This window comes from Gammaproteobacteria bacterium (genome assembly GCA_015709615.1).
Lineage (GTDB): Bacteria > Pseudomonadota > Gammaproteobacteria > Burkholderiales > Nitrosomonadaceae > Nitrosomonas.
In genome coordinates this window covers 1,108,495-1,125,483 of record CP054179.1, presented here as the reverse complement: position 1 = coordinate 1,125,483, position 16,989 = coordinate 1,108,495, and the positions used below count along the sequence as shown (strand labels likewise).

Genomic DNA, 16,989 nt, shown 5'->3' with positions numbered 1-16,989 from the left:
ATGGCTTCTTTGAACGTTTTTCCTGGCATAAGTATTTTCTTCTACTCAATAACCAACCTCAACATTCCCATCCTTGAAATGCGCCTGCAACGATTGCAGCAAATCGTCGTGCACATAAATACGCCAGTCGTTTCCCAATTCCAGTTCGCTACTGGCTAGGTCGTTGCGGTAAACCAGTGTGACCGGGCAGTAGTTCGCATACGGTTTTTGCGCTTGGGGGGTGAAGGGCGTCAGTAAAGCTTTGAGGCTGGCGGTTTGTCCGATGGTGGAAGCGTCGCAGTGGATTTTAAGTTGCTTGGCGAAGCGTGAGCGGATTCCGGCGAAATCATACAGCTGTTCGGCGGTGATGCGCAGTTCGTCGCCTTCTTCGCCGTTGTAGTTACGGTTGCTGATTTTTACTTCGGCGATCAGTAGTTGATCTTCTTTCAGCCAGGTGCGGTTGGCGTCGAACAGTTCGCTGAAAACGACCACTTCGAGGCGCGCTTTGCCGTCGTCCAGGTTGATGACGCCCATACGGCCGCGGCGTGTCATTTGTACGCGCAGCGAGTGGATGATGCCGGCGATCAGTTGCGGTTCGCGGCTGGGATTCAGCCGGTCCAAACGGGTGCGGATGAAGCGTTTCAGTTCCGGCGCGTAGGTATCGAATGGATGACCGCTGAAATAATAACCCAGGCCGATTTTTTCCTGGCGCAGTTTTTCCCGGTCGGTCCAAGGTTCCGCCGCTGCCGGTTGCGCTTGCAGGTGCGGCTCGCCGTCGCTTGCGCCGAATAAATTGGCCTGGCTGACCGCCCGGCTCTGTTGTTCGGCGGATTCGATGGCGATGCCGACGGAAGCCATCAAACTGGCGCGGTTGGCATCAAGGGTATCGAACGCGCCGACGCGGATCAGCGATTCCATCACGCGGCGATTGGCGATGCGCCGGTCGACGCGGTTGCAGAAGTCGAATAAGCCGGTAAAAGGGCCGCCCTGTTCGCGCACCGCGATGATCGAATTAACCGCCGATTCTCCCGTGCCTTTGACGGCGCCGAGACCGAAGCGGATAGTTTTGCCGTCGACCGGGATGAAACGGTAAGCGGACAGGTTGATGTCCGGCGGCAGGATCGTCAGGCCGTTGGCGATGCTGTCTTCGACAAAAATCTGCACCTTGTCGGTGTCGTCCATGTCGGCGGACATGCACGCCGCCATGAATTCGGCGGGGTAATGCGCTTTCAGGTACGCGGTCTGGAATGCGATCAGCGCGTAAGCGGCGGCATGCGATTTGTTGAAGCCGTAACCGGCGAATTTTTCCATCAAACCGAACAATTCGGTGGCCTTATCCTCGCTTAAGTTGTTGTTGACTGCGCCGGTGACGAAAATGTCGCGCTGCTGCGCCATTTCTTCGACTTTTTTCTTGCCCATCGCGCGCCGCAGCAAGTCGGCGCTGCCGAGGCTGTAGCCGCCGATCACTTGGGCGATCTGCATCACTTGTTCCTGATAAATCATAATGCCGTAGGTGGGACCGAGAATCGGCTCCAAGCGGGGATCGAGATATTCGATATTTTTCCGGCCGTGCTTGCGGTCGATGAATTCCGGAATCAGATCCATCGGGCCGGGGCGGTACAGGGCCACCAGCGCGATGATGTCCTCGAAACGATCCGGCCGGGCTTTTTGCAACAGGTCGATCATGCCGCGCGATTCAAACTGGAAAATGCCGACTGCATTGCCTTTGCGCATCAGCGCGTAGGTCGCATCGTCATCAAGCGGCAGTGTTTCCAGTGAAAAAGGCGGGGCGGACGGATCGTCGTTCGGATGCAATTGGCGGATATAGCCCACGGCGCGGTCGAGAATCGTCAGCGTGCGCAGACCGAGAAAATCGAATTTCACCAGACCGATTTTTTCGACATCGTCCTTATCGAGCTGACTAACGACCGAATCGGCGGATTCGGTGCAGTAAATTGGGCAAAAGTCGGTGATCTCGCTCGACGCGATCAGCACACCGCCGGCGTGCATGCCAATGTTGCGCGTGATGCCTTCGAGGCTTTCCGCCAGTTCCAGCAGGTTGCGCACGTCTTCTTCTTCGGCGGCGCGCTGGTTGAGTTGCGGTTCGAGCTGGCGCGCTTTTTTCAGCGTCATGCCGATTTCGAACGGCACCAGCTTGGCGAGCTGATCGACGAAGTTGTACGGCAAATCCATCACCCGGCCGATGTCGCGGATCACCGCCTTTGCCGCCATCGAACCGAAGGTGGCGATTTGCGACACTTTGCCGGTGCCGTAGCGTTGCTTGACATAGTCGATCACCAGTTCACGCCGGTCCTGGCAAAAATCGATATCGAAATCCGGCATCGATACCCGCTCCGGGTTCAGGAAACGCTCGAACAGCAAATCGTAGCGTAGCGGATCGAGATCGGTGATGCCGAGCGAGTACGCCACCAGCGAACCCGCACCGGAACCGCGCCCGGGGCCGACCGGCACGTTGTTATGCTTGGCCCAGTTGATAAAGTCGGCAACGATTAGAAAATACCCGGCGAATCCCATCTGGATGATGGTGTTCACTTCAAATTCCAGGCGCGCTTGATATTTTGGCAGCTTACCGGCGCGTGTTTGTTCGTCCGGAAACAGGTGCAGCATGCGCTCGTGCAGGCCAGCCGCCGCTTGGTCTTGCAAATACTGATCCAGGCTTTCGTTATTCGGCGTTGGAAACAGCGGCAAACGGTTGATGCCCAATTCCAATACCAAGTTGCAACGCTTGGCGATTTCCACGGTGTTGGCTAGCGCGCTCGGGATGTCGGCGAACAATTGCGCCATTTCTTCCTGGGTTTTGAAATATTGCTGCCCGGTGAAATGCTTCGGACGGCGCTTGTCTTCCAACGTGTAACCTTCGGCGATGCACACCCGCGCTTCGTGCGCGCGGTAATCGTCGGCATTGAGAAATTGCACCGCGTGCGTGGCGGCGACGGGCAAATCGAATTTCCGCGCCAATGCTAGCGATTGCTGCACCAGCATGGCTTCGTTAGCGTGCCCGTCGCGCTGGAGTTCGAGATAAAAACGATTGGGAAACAAATCGGCCCATTTACGGGTCTGAACTTCCGCTTGTTGCGGATTATTCTGCAAAATGGCCAGGCCGATGTCGCCGAAGCGTCCGCCGGACAGTGCGATCAATCCTTGTGTGCCCGACTCATCGGGATGCAGCCACGATTCTCGGATTTCGGCCCGGCCGTGATATTGGTTTTCGCGGTAGGCGCGCGACAACAAGCGCGACAGCAGCAAATAACCGGCATGCGATTGGCACAGCAGTAACAACCGGACCGGTTTGTTGCGGTCGGATTCGTTGGTGATCCAGACATCGCAGCCGAGAATCGGCTTGACGCCGTTTTTATAGGCGCTTTGGTAGAATTTGACCAAGCCGAATAGATTGGCGAGATCAGTCAGCGCCAATGCCGGCATGTGATCCGCTACCGCTTTCGCAACGGCGTCGGGAATGCGGATCGTGCCGTCCAGAATGGAAAATTCGCTGTGCAGCCGCAAGTGAATGAAAGCAGGGTGGGTTGGCATGGTGTTACAATTCAGATCCGCTGACGCTGTCATTGATTAATATTAATCGAACGTTATTTTACCTTATGTTGAAATCACCAGAACTTTTACTTCCAGCCGGTTCCTTGGACAAAATGCGCATCGCCTATGCGTTCGGCGCCGATGCGGTGTACGCCGGACAGCCGCGTTATTCGCTGCGGGCGCGTAACAATGAATTTGCCTTGGAACAAATTAAAACCGGTATTGCCGAAGCGCACGCCCTGGGCAAGAAATTTTTAGTGGCCAGTAACGCCATGCCGCACAACGCCAAGATTAAGACTTATCTGGACGATATGGCGCCGATTATTGCCATGAAACCGGATGCGCTGATTATGGCCGATCCGGGGTTGATTATGATGGTGCGGGAAAAATGGCCGGAGGTGCCGATTCATTTGTCGGTACAGGCCAATACCGTGAATTATATGGGTGTCAAGTTCTGGCAGAAAATCGGCCTGACACGGGTGATTTTGTCGCGTGAATTGTCGCTGGATGAAGTGGCGCAGATTCGCGATCTTTGCCCGGATATGGAGCTGGAGGTTTTCGTGCACGGCGCATTGTGTATTGCGTATTCCGGGCGCTGCTTGCTGTCGGGTTATTTCAATCACCGCGATCCGAATCAGGGCACGTGCACCAATTCCTGCCGTTGGGATTACAAAGTGAAACCCGCCGAAGAAAATCCGAGCGGCGATATTCAGGAGATCGGGAAAATCGATTTCGATTTTGGTCAGGTGATGCAGCAATCGGAGCAATCCGCCCTGTCCGGCGGGTGCGGACCGGTCGAACGGCATCCGGCGGCCGATCAAGTGTATCTGATCGAAGAAAAGGAACGCCCCGGCCAATTGATGCCGATCATGGAAGACGAACACGGCACGTACATCATGAATTCCAAGGATTTGCGTGCGGTCGAGCATGTCGAGCGGCTGGTCAAGATCGGCGTGGATTCGCTGAAAATCGAAGGGCGCACCAAGTCTTTGTATTACGTGGCGCGCACGGCGCAGGTTTACCGTAAAGCGATCGACGACGCCGTGGCCGATAAACCGTTTGATCTGGCGCTGCTGGGCGAGCTGGAAGGCTTGGCCAATCGCGGTTACACCAGCGGCTTTTACCAGCGCCACAGCACCCATGAAACGCAAAATTATTTGCGCGGGCATTCGGAATCCAACCGCAGCCAATACGTCGGCGATGTCACCGGTTTCGATGAAGCCAACGGTATGGCGGAGATTTTGGTGAAGAATCGCTTTCAGGTCGGTGATCGTCTCGAGATCATTCACCCATCCGGCAATCAGATTGTCGAATTAGCGCAGATGCTGGATACTGCAGGGCGGCCGGTGCAAATCGCGCCTGGCAGCGGCCATCGCGTCAAAATACCGTTAGCCCGGAATATGGAGCGTGCTTTCGTTACGCGGTTTTTCTGAGGAAGCACCGAAAAGCTACTACGCTCGATCATGCCACGTTGAAATCGGGCTCAAAATGCTCATTTACTTTTCGTAAACTGCGCTTTTTTTACCCGATTTCGCCTTGCCTGATCGTCGCCCGCTACCTTTTTCAGAACTTCCCTAAGGCGCTTTGCTGGCACTGATGGTGAAAAAAACCGAGGATTCTTTGCGGCAGCCAATCCAGTTTTCCTGGAAACGGTCCTTGCATGAATCCGGCGTGTCCGCCTTCCTCTGGAAATTCCAGGGTGACATCGCCCGAGACTTCAGCCTGCGACGGCAGCACCGACGCCGGCATGAACGGATCGTTGCGCGCGTTGATCACCAGCGTCGGAACCCGGATATGCGGCAGCCACTGCTTGCTGCTGGATTGCCGCCAGTAATCGTCGGTATCGCGGAATCCATGCAAGGGAGCCGTGACGATATTGTCAAAATCATAAATCGAAGCGCATTTCTTCAGTGCTGGAACATCGAATAAGCCGGGAAATTGCTGGAGCTTGTCGAATGCCTTTTCTTTCAGCGTATCCAGGAAATGGCGCGTGTATACTTGATTAAACCCTTTGTCCAGAGCTGAACCGGCAGCCGCCAAATCAAGCGGCACGGATACGGTTGCGGCGCCTGCGATGAATTCCCGGGCGTGTTCGCCTTGCTCGCCTAGCCATTTCAATAGCGCATTGCCGCCCAGTGAAACCCCCATGACATACACCGGTTGAGCTGATTCCTTTGTTTTGGTCTGACCGGTGATGCGCCGCAGCATCCAATCAATCTCGGTGGAATCTCCGGCGTGATACGCGCGCGATAAACGATTCGGTTCACCGGAGCAGCCGCGGAAGTGAATCACGGCGCTGCGCCAGCGATGGCGTTTCAAGCTGTTGATCATGCTGAGGATATAGTGACTGGACGAGCCGCCTTCCAAGCCGTGGAAAAATACCATCAGGGGGGATTCGTCCGGGCCGTCGCACCAATCAACATCGATGAAATCGCCGTCGTCGAGTTCCCAGCGCTCGCGCCGGTAGGTAAACAGCTGCGCCGGTTTTTTGAAATAAGGGTAGAGCGTTTGCAGATTGCCGCCGGGTAACCAAGAGGGTGCAGTGTAATTTCCTGTGTACCTGGGGATTGCATTTTCATGCATAAGCATTATTTTTCGTTGCGGCATTCGGATGATCGATCGATGTTGAATTGCGCTAAATATACCGAATTTGTGCCGATTCTAAAACAGCAATGGCCGGCTGTTACGCCGGCCATTGCGGTTAAGGCCCCGGATATATCAGAGAATGGTCATGATTCTTCCCTAAAACTCATTCCAATGGTTGTCGCCGCCGCCAGCGGCGATTTTTTTCCTTTTCGGCAATTTTGCGCTGCTATTATGAACGATATCGTTTTCATCCCGTTCGACCAGCTCTGCGTTTCTCTTGTTAGCCAGGCGGACTACGGAACCCGGTCTTTTTGCGCTATTTTGCGACAGATTGAAGATGGAGATAGCGCCAACCAATTCGTATGCCTGTTGTTCCAGCGAAGCGGCTGCGGCTGCGGCTTGTTCGACCAGGGCGGCATTTTGTTGTGTGACATCATCCATTTGTGTTACGGCTTGGTTGATCTGTTCGATACCGGTGTTTTGTTCTCTGGATGCTGAAGTAATATCCGACATGATTGCCGTTAAATTTTTTATCGCCGCTACAATTTCATCCATGGTTTTGCCTGTTTTATCGACTAATGCGGCACCTTCCTCGACTTGTTTTACCGAATCATCGATCAATGCTTTGATTTCTTTTGCGGCGGTTGCGCTCCTTTGCGCCAGGTTGCGGACTTCTGTCGCTACCACGGCGAAGCCGCGGCCTTGCTCGCCGGCTCGCGCTGCTTCTACCGCTGCATTGAGCGCCAGGATATTGGTTTGAAAGGCGATACCGTCGATAACGCCGATGATGTCGGCAATTTTGCTTGAGCTCTCGCTAATCGACGACATTTTGGTGATGACCTCATTCATCATTTTGCCGCCTTTGGCAGTGATATCGCTGGCTGTTATCGCGATCTGGTTGGCATTAATGGAGTTGTCGGTGTTTTGGCGCACGGTTGCGGTAAGTTCTTCCATGCTGGAAGCAGTCTCTTCCAGTGAAGAAGCTTGTTCTTCCGTGCGTTGCGAGAGATCCAGGTTTCCCGAGGCGATCTCTCCGGTTGCCAGGCGTACCGATGCCGCATTCTTTTGCACATCCAGTACCGTTGCGCGCAAGTTGACACCCATTTGACTCAATGCTTTCAGTAATTCACCGAACTCATCACTGCGGTTAATGGAAAATTTGTGCGTTAAATCCCCGCCGGCAAGTTTATTGGCGATATCAATGGCTTGTTTTAGCGGTGACAGCGTATTCTTAGCCATGCCATAGGCAAGATAAGCGATCAATGCGATGCCGATTGCCGTAACTGCGGCAATCATGCTGCCGAGTGATGCGGGCGCTTGTGTTTGCGACAGTCCCCACCAGCCGATGCCGCCTGCAGCCAATAAAAAGAGCGCGGGTATCGTCATCGCAAGTGCAATGCGTTTTTTGGTCGTCATCTTGAAGAAAGCTTGCAGTTTTCCAACGAAATCGGTGCGTACGATTTGGCCTTTCTCGATTTTCAGGTTTTTTGCCTTACCTTCCAGGATTTGTTGATAGATGGGAGCCGCCCGCTCGATTTCCGCACGTGAAGCTTTGGTGCGAACCGATAAATAACCGGTTACTTTGCCGTTTTCTATCAGCGGTGTTGCGTTGGCATTGATCCAATAGAAGTCGCCATTTTTACGACGGTTTTTAACCAGTCCGGTCCACGGTAAACCTTGCTTCAGTGTTGCCCACAAATCTTCAAACGCTTCGGGGGGAACATCCGGGTGACGCACAATATTATGTGCTTTGCCGAGCAATTCTTCTTCCGAGAAACCGCTGACTTCGACAAATGTGGAATTGATATAGGTTATCCTACCCTTGGTATCGGTTGTTGATACAATTAACGTATCATCATCAATGGGATATTCGGTATTGGTAACCGGGAGATTAAGTCTCATGATTTATCCTTCTGGGAATCGTTTGTGTGAGATTAGGCTTACGGTATATAAATCAATATATTCTGTCAGTGGTTTCTTCTTTTATTGGAAAAAATATAACGTATAGAAAGTAAGAATTATCCTATTGATTTGCCATGCTATTGCGAATTTGATGTTAAAGATTGTCCGGCGCGGATTTCAATCGGAAAATCTCTTTGTAAGCTGGGAATAGGTTGATAAATTGCCCTGTTTTCAAGAAATCGCTGAACGATTAGTTCAGCTAGCATGCAATCGAGGAATTGTTGCCGTGTTGGTTAATAGCAAAATTTTGCTGAAACGAAATTTAGTTTTATGCGATTTTTGTGATGTAACACTTAAATCTTTGCTAAATTTTATTGAATAAGATTAAGTGATTAACTCAATCAATAGAAAATACAATCAGAATATTCCTATAGTTTTTAATCCATTAGGAAGATACTATTTGCGATTATTGATATTAATAAATCATCCGGTGGAGAAGGAATAACTCATTGGTCACTGATAGATGGCGATGACAAACAGATACTAGATATGTGTACGGATTAATAGCGAATGAATGCACAAAAAGAGTCCAACTGGATTGAAAAATTTTACCCGGATGCGCTGTGGAAGGTAACCGCTGATCAAGCAGCGGATTCCAAAGAAGGATCGAATGGTAATATAAAAACGCACGAAACTCAGTTTGTTTCCTATGTTTCGCGCGGCGAGAATGATTATCCGGAACCGACTGAGATTAAAATACATGCGCCGCTAATCAAACTGTCATGTTTATATGAAATTTCCCGTGTCATGCTGACAGCTCGCGCGGTCGACGATTTGTGCCGGCAGTTGATTGAGCATATGAGATTTGCGTGGCTGCCGTGTGATCGGGTCTTTCCGTTCGTTGAGATTGATGGAAAGTGCTTTACAGCGAGCAAATCAGTGCGCCTTTTAACGTATCAATATTTGGTGCCGGTAACGGTTGACGGCGTCACGGCCGGTCAAGTGGGTGTCTTTTCCGAAGATATCGATGTGGCGAGCTGGTCGGAAAATGAAGATACTGCGTTTTTAAAAAATATCGCACATGATCTCGCAACATGGTGGCAACAAAATCAGCGGGTTGCTGTGCAGAATGTATTGCTGAATGATGTGCGCATGATTGAAAACGTGTTTAACGCGCATGCCATCGTCGCAATAACCGAAAAATCCGGAAAGATACGGTATGTTAATGAGAAATTCTGCCAGGTTTCCAAATATTCCGCCGAAGAGTTAATCGGGCAAGATCATCGTATTGTCAATTCCGGCTATCACCCTAAAGAATTCATGAAAGATTTATGGGCTACTATTACGAAAGGTGATGTGTGGCGCGGAGAGATCAAAAATCGTGCTAAAGACGGTACATTCTATTGGGTTGATACAACCATAGTGCCATTTCTCGATAAAAACGGATCTCCCTATCAATATGTGGGGATACGGACTGAGGTAACGAATTACAAGCAATTGGAACAAAGAATGGAAGAACAGGTAACGGAATTGGCCCGTTCAAATGATGAGTTGGAACAATTCGCCTATGTCGTTACGCATGATCTGCAAGAGCCGCTTCGTGCTATCAATAGCTTCGTTCAGTTACTCAAAAAATACTGCGATCATCAGTTGGATGAACGAGCCAAGGATTTGATTTCGCATGCGGTGGCCGGTACCAATCGTATGCAAGTGCTGATTGATGACCTGCTGACATATGCACAGGTTAATGCCAGTCAATCGCTGATTGAAATTGATTGCGAACAGTTATTGAAAAACGTGTTGACGGATTTATCCGTCGTCGTTGGCGAGTGTAATGCGATTGTGACGCACGATAAGCTTCCGCTGGTCAAAGGCATACGCTTCCAATTTATTCAGTTATTTACCAATCTGATCAATAACGGACTCAAATTCCGCAGAAATCAGCCACCGCAGATACACATCGGCGTTGAAGAAAATCAGCGTGAATGGATTTTTTCCGTTACCGATAACGGAATTGGTATTGAAGAGCAATATCTCGAGCGTATTTTTCGAGTATTCCAGCGTCTGCACAGCCGGCGCGAGTATGCCGGCACCGGCATTGGCTTGGCCATCTGCAAGAAAGTGGTGGAACATCACGGCGGAAAGATTTGGGTTAAATCGGCGCCTAATGTAGGCTCTTCATTCTACTTCACAATTCCAAAGAACTGATAAATTATCACGATGTATCACAAAAATAATACCCACCCCAAAATAATTCTGATGATCGATGATAATCCGACCGATGTTTTATTGATCAAAGAGGCATTTGCATTCTGTGAAGCAAACAGTGAAGTGCATGTAGCCGAGGACGGCGTTTATGCGCTGGAGTTCTTGCAGCAGCAGGGCGAGTATTCGAACGCGCCGCGCCCCGATATTATCTTGCTGGATCTCAATATGCCGAGAAAAAGCGGATTGGAAGTTTTGGCGGAGTTGAAATCGAATTCTGAATTGAAGACCATCCCCGTCATCATTTATACATCTTCCATCACCAAGGAAGATGTCAAAGCGGCATACGACCATCATGCCAATAGCTATGTCAGAAAATCGGTCGATTTTGACGACTGTATTCGAACCGCGAAATCGATTAAGGATTTTTGGTTTACTTCCTCCATTCTATCCGAGCCCTGATTACATCATGACTTCATCCAAGATTCATATTTTATTGATTGAGGATAACGAAACGGATGCCTTACTGGTGCAAAGTGATTTGCAGCAAGCAATGGGCGATCAAATTACCTTGGTCCATACCGAGCGGCTAAGCTCCGCGCTTGAGTTAATCCGCCGGCACTCGTTTGATTTGATTCTGTCGGACCTCACTTTACCGGATAGCGACGGCATTACAACGATCAATCAATTGCGCGAACATGCGGCGAGCATACCGATTGCGGTCTTATCGTTCAGGAACGATGAGAAACTCGCCATCAAAGCGATCAAAGCGGGCGCTCAGGATTATCTGGTCAAGGGAAGTCTGACCGAAGGCGTATTGGCGCGCGTCATCCGCTATTCGATTGAACGCAAGCGCATTGAAGAAAGCAACAGAAAAGCGCAAAGGCGGTTCCAGACCGTTTTTGAGAAAGCGCCGCTCGGCATCGCCCTGATCAATTTGCAGACGGGGAAATACTACGATGTGAATCCCATGTATGCCTGTATCGCGGGGCGAAGCGTGGATCAACTGCTGAGCATTCATCAAGCGGATATTATTCATCCTGATGATGTCCTTTCTTATCAAAAGGATATTGAACTTTTTATTCGTCATCAACCGCATGACAGTAAAATAGTAAAAAGAGTGCTGCGTCCGGATATGTCCGTCATCTGGATCGAAATGTCGCTGGTACCGTTTGAAACGATGAATAATCATGAAGTCTGTCACTTATGCATGATCGAAGACATTACGGAACGCAAACGGATGATTGAGAACTTGCGCCATCTGACCACGCATCTGCAAGATGTCAGGGAAGAGGAAAGAACCCGGATAGGCCGCGAAATCCACGATGTGCTGGGCGGTACATTGACCGTTCTGAAAATGGATCTGGATTGGTTGTCGAAAAAGATTACGGCAGACCCGATGCATGAGCGGGTAAAATCGCTCTACGCCTTAACGGGGGAAGCGATCGAGACCGCGCGCCGGGTGTCGGTGAATTTGCGCCCCAATGTGCTGGATAATCTCGGCCTGTATGGCGCGATCGAGTGGCTGGTGCGTGAATTTGAACAGCGCACGAATATTAAATGCCACTTGGAATCGGTCATATCGACCATATGTTGCAGTAACAAGAACTTTGAAACCAGTATTTTTAGAATTATTCAGGAGATTTTTATCAATATAACCCGGCATTCGCAAGCCACGAGCGTGGATATTGAGCTCATCGAAGATGATAACGATATTGTGATTATTATTAAGGATAATGGTGTCGGTATAACGGAATCACAGCTGCTGAATCCCGAGTCATTTGGAATTATTGGCATGAAAGAGAGAACGCAGCAATTTGGCGGCAAGCTTGAAATATCTGGTAAACCCTTCAAGGGCAGTGTGGTGACACTTAAAATACCGCTGACCATTGCGGTAACAAACGTTGGGGAATTAGTCCATGATTAACGTTCTGATTGCGGATGATCACGCTTTATTTCGCGATGGCTTGAAAAGGATATTTAACGAAACGGATGATATCAATGTGGTTGCCGAAGCTACCGACGGCAAGGATATTCTCAAGAAAGCGCGGGAGTCCGACTGGGATATTGCATTGTTGGATATTAATCTGCCCGATATCAACGGTTTGGACATACTGAAAAGAATTTTATCGGCCAATGCTTCGTCGTGTGTATTGGTTCTCAGCATGTACCCGGAAGAAGAATATGCGATCCGGGCTATTCGTTCCGGCGCTTCCGGTTATTTGACCAAAGACAGTCCGACCGATCAGTTGATTACCGTGATTCGCCGCCTGGCGAAAGGCGGCAAATACGTCAATCCGGAATTGGCTGAGAAGCTGTTATTCAACCCGGTCATGGAATCGGATAAATTAACGCACACCACATTCTCCGATCGGGAGTTTCATGTTTTCAAACTGATCGTCGCCGGAGAGTCATTAACATCGATCGCCAACAAACTGGCGCTCAGTGTCAAAACGGTCAGCACTTACCGCTCGCGCATTCTGGAAAAGATGAATATGAAAAATAATGCGCAACTCGTTCGTTACGCCATCCAACATCGGCTTGTCGAATAGAATCGGCTAAATCCGGTTTCAAATTCTGTGCGCGAAATGATCGAAAACCAGCCGCTTGAGCAGCGTCAGTTTGCCGTGAAAGAAATGCTCCGCGCCGGGTACGATCACAACCGGTTGCGCCGCCGGTTCCGCCCAACCTAAGACCGCTTCGGGCAATACGATATCGTCTTTATCGCCTTGTATGATCAGAGCATATTGTGTCGTCTCCGGTACCGGCGGTGCTTGCAGATTAACCACCGACGGCGCGACCAGAAGCAGAAATTCGGGCGCCAATTCCTCCGCCGCGTGCAACTGAATGGCGCCGCCGAATGAAAATCCCGCCAGCAGCAACGGAATTTCCGGGAACTGATGGCTGAATTGATTGCGAATCGTCTGCGTCACTGCGATGACATCCTCGATTTCACCGACACCCTGCCCAAAGCTACCTTCGCTGCGGCCGACACCGCGGAAATTGAATTTTACCGTGATGAACTGAAGTTCCAGCAAAGTGCTGAATAAGGTATGCACGACTTTGTTGTCCATCGTTCCGCCGTGTAGCGGATGCGGGTGTGCAATGACGGCGATTCCCTTCGGTGCTGAATCGGGTTCGCCCAGAACGGTTTCCAGCTTACCCGCTGGGCCATCGATGAAAAATTTCTGCGTGAGGATGGACAAACTATTGTTCTCAACTATGTAGAAAACCGGTGCTGATCAGATTTTCAAGCGTTCCACGACATTGCCCTTGATCAGGTGCTCGTCGATAATTTCGTCGATGTCGTCCTTGTCGATGTAGGTGTACCACGTTTCTTCCGGGTAAATGACGATCACTGGGCCTTCGTCGCAGCGATCGAGGCAACCGGCGTTGTTGATGCGGATTTTTTTCTTGCCGTCCAGCTTGAGTGATTTGATGCGCTGCTTGGCGTAATCGCGCAGTTCCTGCGCGCCGAAATTGTTGCAGCATTTGGCGCCGCCTTCACGTTGATTGGTGCAGAAAAAAACATGGTGCTGATAATAACTCATGAGTATTCCCGGAAAGAATTTGAAAGAGGGTAAGTTTAACGCAATTTTATTTCCGTCCAAATGCGGCTGAGTATCCGGCGCTGCTGATGATTCAGGTCGGTGATCATTTCCAGCCGTGCCAAGGTATCGTCGTCCGGGAATATCACTTGGTTATGCACCAGTTCCGGCCGGATATACGGTTTTGCCGCCGTGTTCGGATTGCCGGATCCGATCAGATTGGTCAGCTCGGCGGAATTCTTGCCGTCGAGCATGAAATTAATGAATTGGTGCGCCAAATCAGGGTGTTTCCCGCTCTTATGCAACACCATGCTGTCCAGCGACATCACCGCGCCTTGCTTGGGAATAGCGTAATCGATAGTGAAATGCCGCCCGGTTTTTTGCGCATCCTGCGCGGCCTGAAATAAATCGTTCGAATAACCGTGCACCACCCATAAATCGCCGATGGCGATTTCACGGATGTAGCTGGTGTTGCTGAATGCCGCCCAATAGGGTTTGGCGCGGATAATCAATTCCTTCGCTTGATTCCAGTGCGCCTCATCCTGATCGTTTGCCGCATAACCCAAATATAACAATGCCGCAGCCATCAACTCGCGCGGACTGTCCAGCACCGTCACACGCCCTTTTATTTTCTTCAGGTATTCCGGTTCGAAAATCAGCGCCCAGGTATCCACCGGCAAACCCAGCTCGCGAATTTTGTTGGTATTGAATCCCAATAACGTGAGCGTATAGGCATACGGGACGGAATAGCGGTTTTCCGGGTCGAATTGCGTTTTCAGATAAGCGGGGTGAATATTCTTCAGATTCGGTAGCAAGGTTTTATCCAGCGGCACCAGAACGCCTTGGCGGATCAAGGTATCCATGGCGTTGCCGGTCGGGACGATCAAATCGTAGCCGGTGGCGCCGGCAGCCAGTTTGGCCAGCATTTCTTCGTTATCGGAAAAATAATCCTGTTCGACGTGGCAATCACACAAAGCCTCAAAGTGCTGCACGGTTTGCGGTGCGATGTAATTATTCCAGTTGAATAGCTGCAGGACGTTGGCGCCGGCGTGACCGGAAGCGGCAGGGCGTTGCACGCAACCGCCCAGCGTCAATGACAGCGCGAGAATGGTCGTTGTGAGCGGAAGCTGCAACTGTAACCAGTGGAGCATGATTACCTGGAGTCACCCAGCATACTGCTATCGAATCGTGAAGCGATGATGATCAGCGTCAACGTTAGCAGCATCAGCAAGGTGGAGATGGCATTGACTTCCGGTGTGACCGCCACCTTGATCATCGTGTAGATCTGAATCGGCAGAATCGGTTCGCCGACGCCTTTAGTGAAGAAAGTAATGACGAAATCGTCGATCGACAGCGTGAACGACATTAAAGCTCCGGCGATGATGGCCGGCCTGATCAAGGGCAGGGTGATTTGCCGGAAAGTCTGCCACGGCGTTGCACCGAGATCGCGCGCGGCCTCGAAAATGGATTCGTCCATGCCTTGCAAACGCGCGCGCACGATAATCGCGACAAATCCGATGCAAAAAGTCGTGTGCGCAATGATGATCGAAATCATGCCGAGAGTCAGGTTGAGCACTTGCAGAAAAAACAGCAACAACGAGACGCCGAGCAGGATCTCCGGCATGGCGACCGGGGTGAACGCCAGCACCGGCAATACTTTCAGCTTGTAGCGGTGAATCGCCAAACCGGCCATGGTTCCCAGGATCGTGGCGATGGTGCTGGCGCTGACGGCGATGATCAGTGAATTGCGCGCGGCCAGCAGCATTTCATGATCATTTAGCAAAGCCCGGTACCAATGCAGCGTGAACCCCGCCCACTCGGCATTGAGTTTCGAGTCGTTAAATGAAAATACGATGACGATGATCAGCGGGATATACAAAAAAGTGTACACCCCGATTGATACGACCCACAAAGCGGTTTGGCGATGCTGCCTGGCGGCGGGTTTATCTGGGCGGGTCATGGTCAGGTGATCTTGGTAACCGGTTTGGCGAGCCGGGCGAATAATCCGGCGATGACCAGCACCGCCAGCGTCAGCATGATCGACAGTGTCGAACCGAACGGCCAGTCGCGCGTGCCGAGAAATTGGTCTTTGATCAGATTACCGACCATGATGTCGCCGGTTCCGCCCAGGATGTCGGGAATGGCGAACATGCCGAGAACGGGAATGAACACCAGCGCCGACCCGGAAAAAATACCCGGCAGCGATTGCGGCCAGGTCACGTACCAGAAGCGCTGCCAGCGGCTCGCGCCCAGATCTTGCGCGGCATCCAGCAAGATGGGGTCGTGTTTTTCCAGATTGGTGTATAGCGGCAGAATCATGAACGGTAAGTGCACGTAAATCATCCCGATCAGAACCGCAAACGGCGAAAACAGCAGCGTGACCGGCGCGATGCCGAAAACCGCCAGAACATGGTTGATCAAGTGGCTGAGCGCCGATTCCGGGCCGAGGATGATCATCCAGGCATAAATGCGGATCAGAAAATTGCTGGCGAACGGCAGCACCACCAGCATGATCATCAAATTACGGAATTTTTCCCGGCTGCGGGCGATCAGCAACGCCAGCGGATACGCCATGGCGATGCAGATCACTGTGGTGAGCGTGGCGACAACGAAGGATTTCAGAAATATTTCGAGATAGATGAAATCGCTGAAGAAAAACTGATAGGTCTCGATCGTCAAACCGGATTCTTCGCTGACATCGCCAGACATAATATGAACCGGCGCCAGACCGCCGAATTCACCCGGCAAGCGGAATGAAGTCAACACCATGATCGCACCCGGCGCGGCGAAGAATATCAGCAGGAACAGCAGCGGCGGTGTGCTGATAAGCCATTTGACGAGATAGCTGGATGTGCGCATGCTTTTAAAATGTGATGATAAGCTATAGGCTATTGATCCGGTCGAGTGAAGCTTGAAGTATTCCTGCGGTTATTTTACACGACGGTTCCAGAAGCGATTCTTTATTAATAGACTAGAAGGGCGGCTCATATTTTGCTTCGCATAACTACTACGTTGACTTTTCAGTCAAAGCAGCCACGGCGAAAGCTCATTTGGTTCTATTCAATTCCAATTTTTTTCTCAGGCCGCTTCTTGATTGAGCTGGTTATGCTGTGGGGGGCTTTCACATGAAAGCCAGGGATATTCCTAATTGCTGGGGAGCTCATTGCATCTTAAAGAAAGATAAAGTGATTTTTATCATTTTTTGGCAGCAAATTTG

General features: G+C 50.9%; 13 protein-coding genes. 5 read left to right on the top strand and 8 right to left on the bottom strand.

The window, feature by feature from the left end:
- Positions 1 to 45 precede the first annotated feature (45 nt).
- Entirely contained in the window at positions 46 to 3,531 is a 3,486-nt protein-coding gene (dnaE, locus tag HRU77_05420) for a DNA polymerase III subunit alpha (GenBank protein ID QOJ20183.1), read from the bottom strand.
- A 65-nt stretch (positions 3,532 to 3,596) separates the two neighbouring features.
- On the opposite strand from dnaE, the gene HRU77_05415 reads away from it, so the two are divergent.
- Entirely contained in the window at positions 3,597 to 4,964 is a 1,368-nt protein-coding gene (locus HRU77_05415) for a tRNA 5-hydroxyuridine modification protein YegQ (GenBank protein QOJ20182.1), read from the top strand.
- Positions 4,965 to 5,094: 130 nt separating this feature from the next.
- On the opposite strand, the gene HRU77_05410 is transcribed toward HRU77_05415, so the two are convergent.
- Positions 5,095 to 6,114 (bottom strand): hydrolase, encoded by a 1,020-nt coding sequence (locus HRU77_05410; protein QOJ22071.1) that lies wholly within the window; start codon positions 6,112 to 6,114, stop codon positions 5,095 to 5,097.
- A gap of 159 nt (positions 6,115 to 6,273) precedes the next feature.
- Positions 6,274 to 8,019 carry a PAS domain-containing protein gene (locus HRU77_05405; GenBank protein ID QOJ20181.1) on the bottom strand — a complete coding sequence of 582 codons (1,746 nt, stop codon included), beginning with the start codon at positions 8,017 to 8,019 and terminating at the stop codon, positions 6,274 to 6,276.
- A 570-nt stretch (positions 8,020 to 8,589) separates the two neighbouring features.
- Between HRU77_05405 and HRU77_05400 the strand changes: the two genes are divergently transcribed.
- The 4 genes from HRU77_05400 to HRU77_05385 are packed head-to-tail and all read left to right on the top strand — an operon-like array spanning position 8,590 to position 12,776.
- A complete protein-coding gene (locus tag HRU77_05400; protein QOJ20180.1) occupies positions 8,590 to 10,227 on the top strand; it encodes a PAS domain-containing protein in 1,638 nt (545 codons plus the stop codon).
- Between the two features lie 12 nt (positions 10,228 to 10,239).
- Entirely contained in the window at positions 10,240 to 10,686 is a 447-nt protein-coding gene (locus tag HRU77_05395) for a response regulator (GenBank protein ID QOJ20179.1), read from the top strand.
- 7 nt (positions 10,687 to 10,693) lie between these two features.
- Positions 10,694 to 12,151, top strand: coding sequence for a response regulator (locus tag HRU77_05390; GenBank protein ID QOJ20178.1), 1,458 nt, complete (start codon positions 10,694 to 10,696; stop codon positions 12,149 to 12,151).
- A complete protein-coding gene (locus tag HRU77_05385) occupies positions 12,144 to 12,776 on the top strand; it encodes a response regulator transcription factor (GenBank protein ID QOJ20177.1) in 633 nt (210 codons plus the stop codon). The genes HRU77_05390 and HRU77_05385 overlap by 8 nt, the downstream gene beginning before the upstream one ends.
- An 18-nt stretch (positions 12,777 to 12,794) precedes the next feature.
- Here HRU77_05385 and HRU77_05380 read toward each other — a convergent pair whose 3' ends face one another.
- From HRU77_05380 to HRU77_05360, 5 genes are read right to left on the bottom strand one after another with little or no spacing between them, the layout of a single operon-like run.
- Entirely contained in the window at positions 12,795 to 13,430 is a 636-nt protein-coding gene (locus HRU77_05380; protein QOJ20176.1) for an alpha/beta hydrolase, read from the bottom strand.
- A gap of 36 nt (positions 13,431 to 13,466) precedes the next feature.
- Positions 13,467 to 13,775, bottom strand: a complete 309-nt coding sequence (locus HRU77_05375) for a (2Fe-2S) ferredoxin domain-containing protein (GenBank protein QOJ20175.1) — start codon at positions 13,773 to 13,775, stop codon at positions 13,467 to 13,469.
- Positions 13,776 to 13,810: 35 nt separating this feature from the next.
- Positions 13,811 to 14,923, bottom strand: coding sequence for a spermidine/putrescine ABC transporter substrate-binding protein (locus tag HRU77_05370; GenBank protein ID QOJ20174.1), 1,113 nt, complete (start codon positions 14,921 to 14,923; stop codon positions 13,811 to 13,813).
- Positions 14,924 to 14,925: 2 nt separating this feature from the next.
- Entirely contained in the window at positions 14,926 to 15,684 is a 759-nt protein-coding gene (locus HRU77_05365) for an ABC transporter permease subunit (GenBank protein QOJ22070.1), read from the bottom strand.
- A gap of 50 nt (positions 15,685 to 15,734) precedes the next feature.
- The gene (locus HRU77_05360) at positions 15,735 to 16,631 is read right to left on the bottom strand and encodes an ABC transporter permease (protein ID QOJ20173.1); all 897 of its coding nucleotides are present in this window, start codon (positions 16,629 to 16,631) and stop codon (positions 15,735 to 15,737) included.
- Positions 16,632 to 16,989: the final 358 nt, after the last annotated feature.

Excerpts from the sequence above, each read along its gene's own strand:
- HRU77_05360 (QOJ20173.1), bottom strand. The coding sequence starts at position 16,631 with ATGCGCACATCCAGCTATCTCGTCAAATGGCTTATCAGCACACCGCCG.
- HRU77_05385 (QOJ20177.1), top strand. The coding sequence starts at position 12,144 with ATGATTAACGTTCTGATTGCGGATGATCACGCTTTATTTCGCGATGGC.
- HRU77_05405 (QOJ20181.1), bottom strand. The coding sequence starts at position 8,019 with ATGAGACTTAATCTCCCGGTTACCAATACCGAATATCCCATTGATGAT.
- HRU77_05390 (QOJ20178.1), top strand. The coding sequence starts at position 10,694 with ATGACTTCATCCAAGATTCATATTTTATTGATTGAGGATAACGAAACG.
- HRU77_05410 (QOJ22071.1), bottom strand. The coding sequence starts at position 6,114 with ATGCATGAAAATGCAATCCCCAGGTACACAGGAAATTACACTGCACCC.
- HRU77_05370 (QOJ20174.1), bottom strand. The coding sequence starts at position 14,923 with ATGCTCCACTGGTTACAGTTGCAGCTTCCGCTCACAACGACCATTCTC.
- HRU77_05375 (QOJ20175.1), bottom strand. The coding sequence starts at position 13,775 with ATGAGTTATTATCAGCACCATGTTTTTTTCTGCACCAATCAACGTGAA.
- HRU77_05415 (QOJ20182.1), top strand. The coding sequence starts at position 3,597 with ATGTTGAAATCACCAGAACTTTTACTTCCAGCCGGTTCCTTGGACAAA.
- HRU77_05395 (QOJ20179.1), top strand. The coding sequence starts at position 10,240 with ATGTATCACAAAAATAATACCCACCCCAAAATAATTCTGATGATCGAT.
- dnaE (QOJ20183.1), bottom strand. The coding sequence starts at position 3,531 with ATGCCAACCCACCCTGCTTTCATTCACTTGCGGCTGCACAGCGAATTT.
- HRU77_05400 (QOJ20180.1), top strand. The coding sequence starts at position 8,590 with ATGAATGCACAAAAAGAGTCCAACTGGATTGAAAAATTTTACCCGGAT.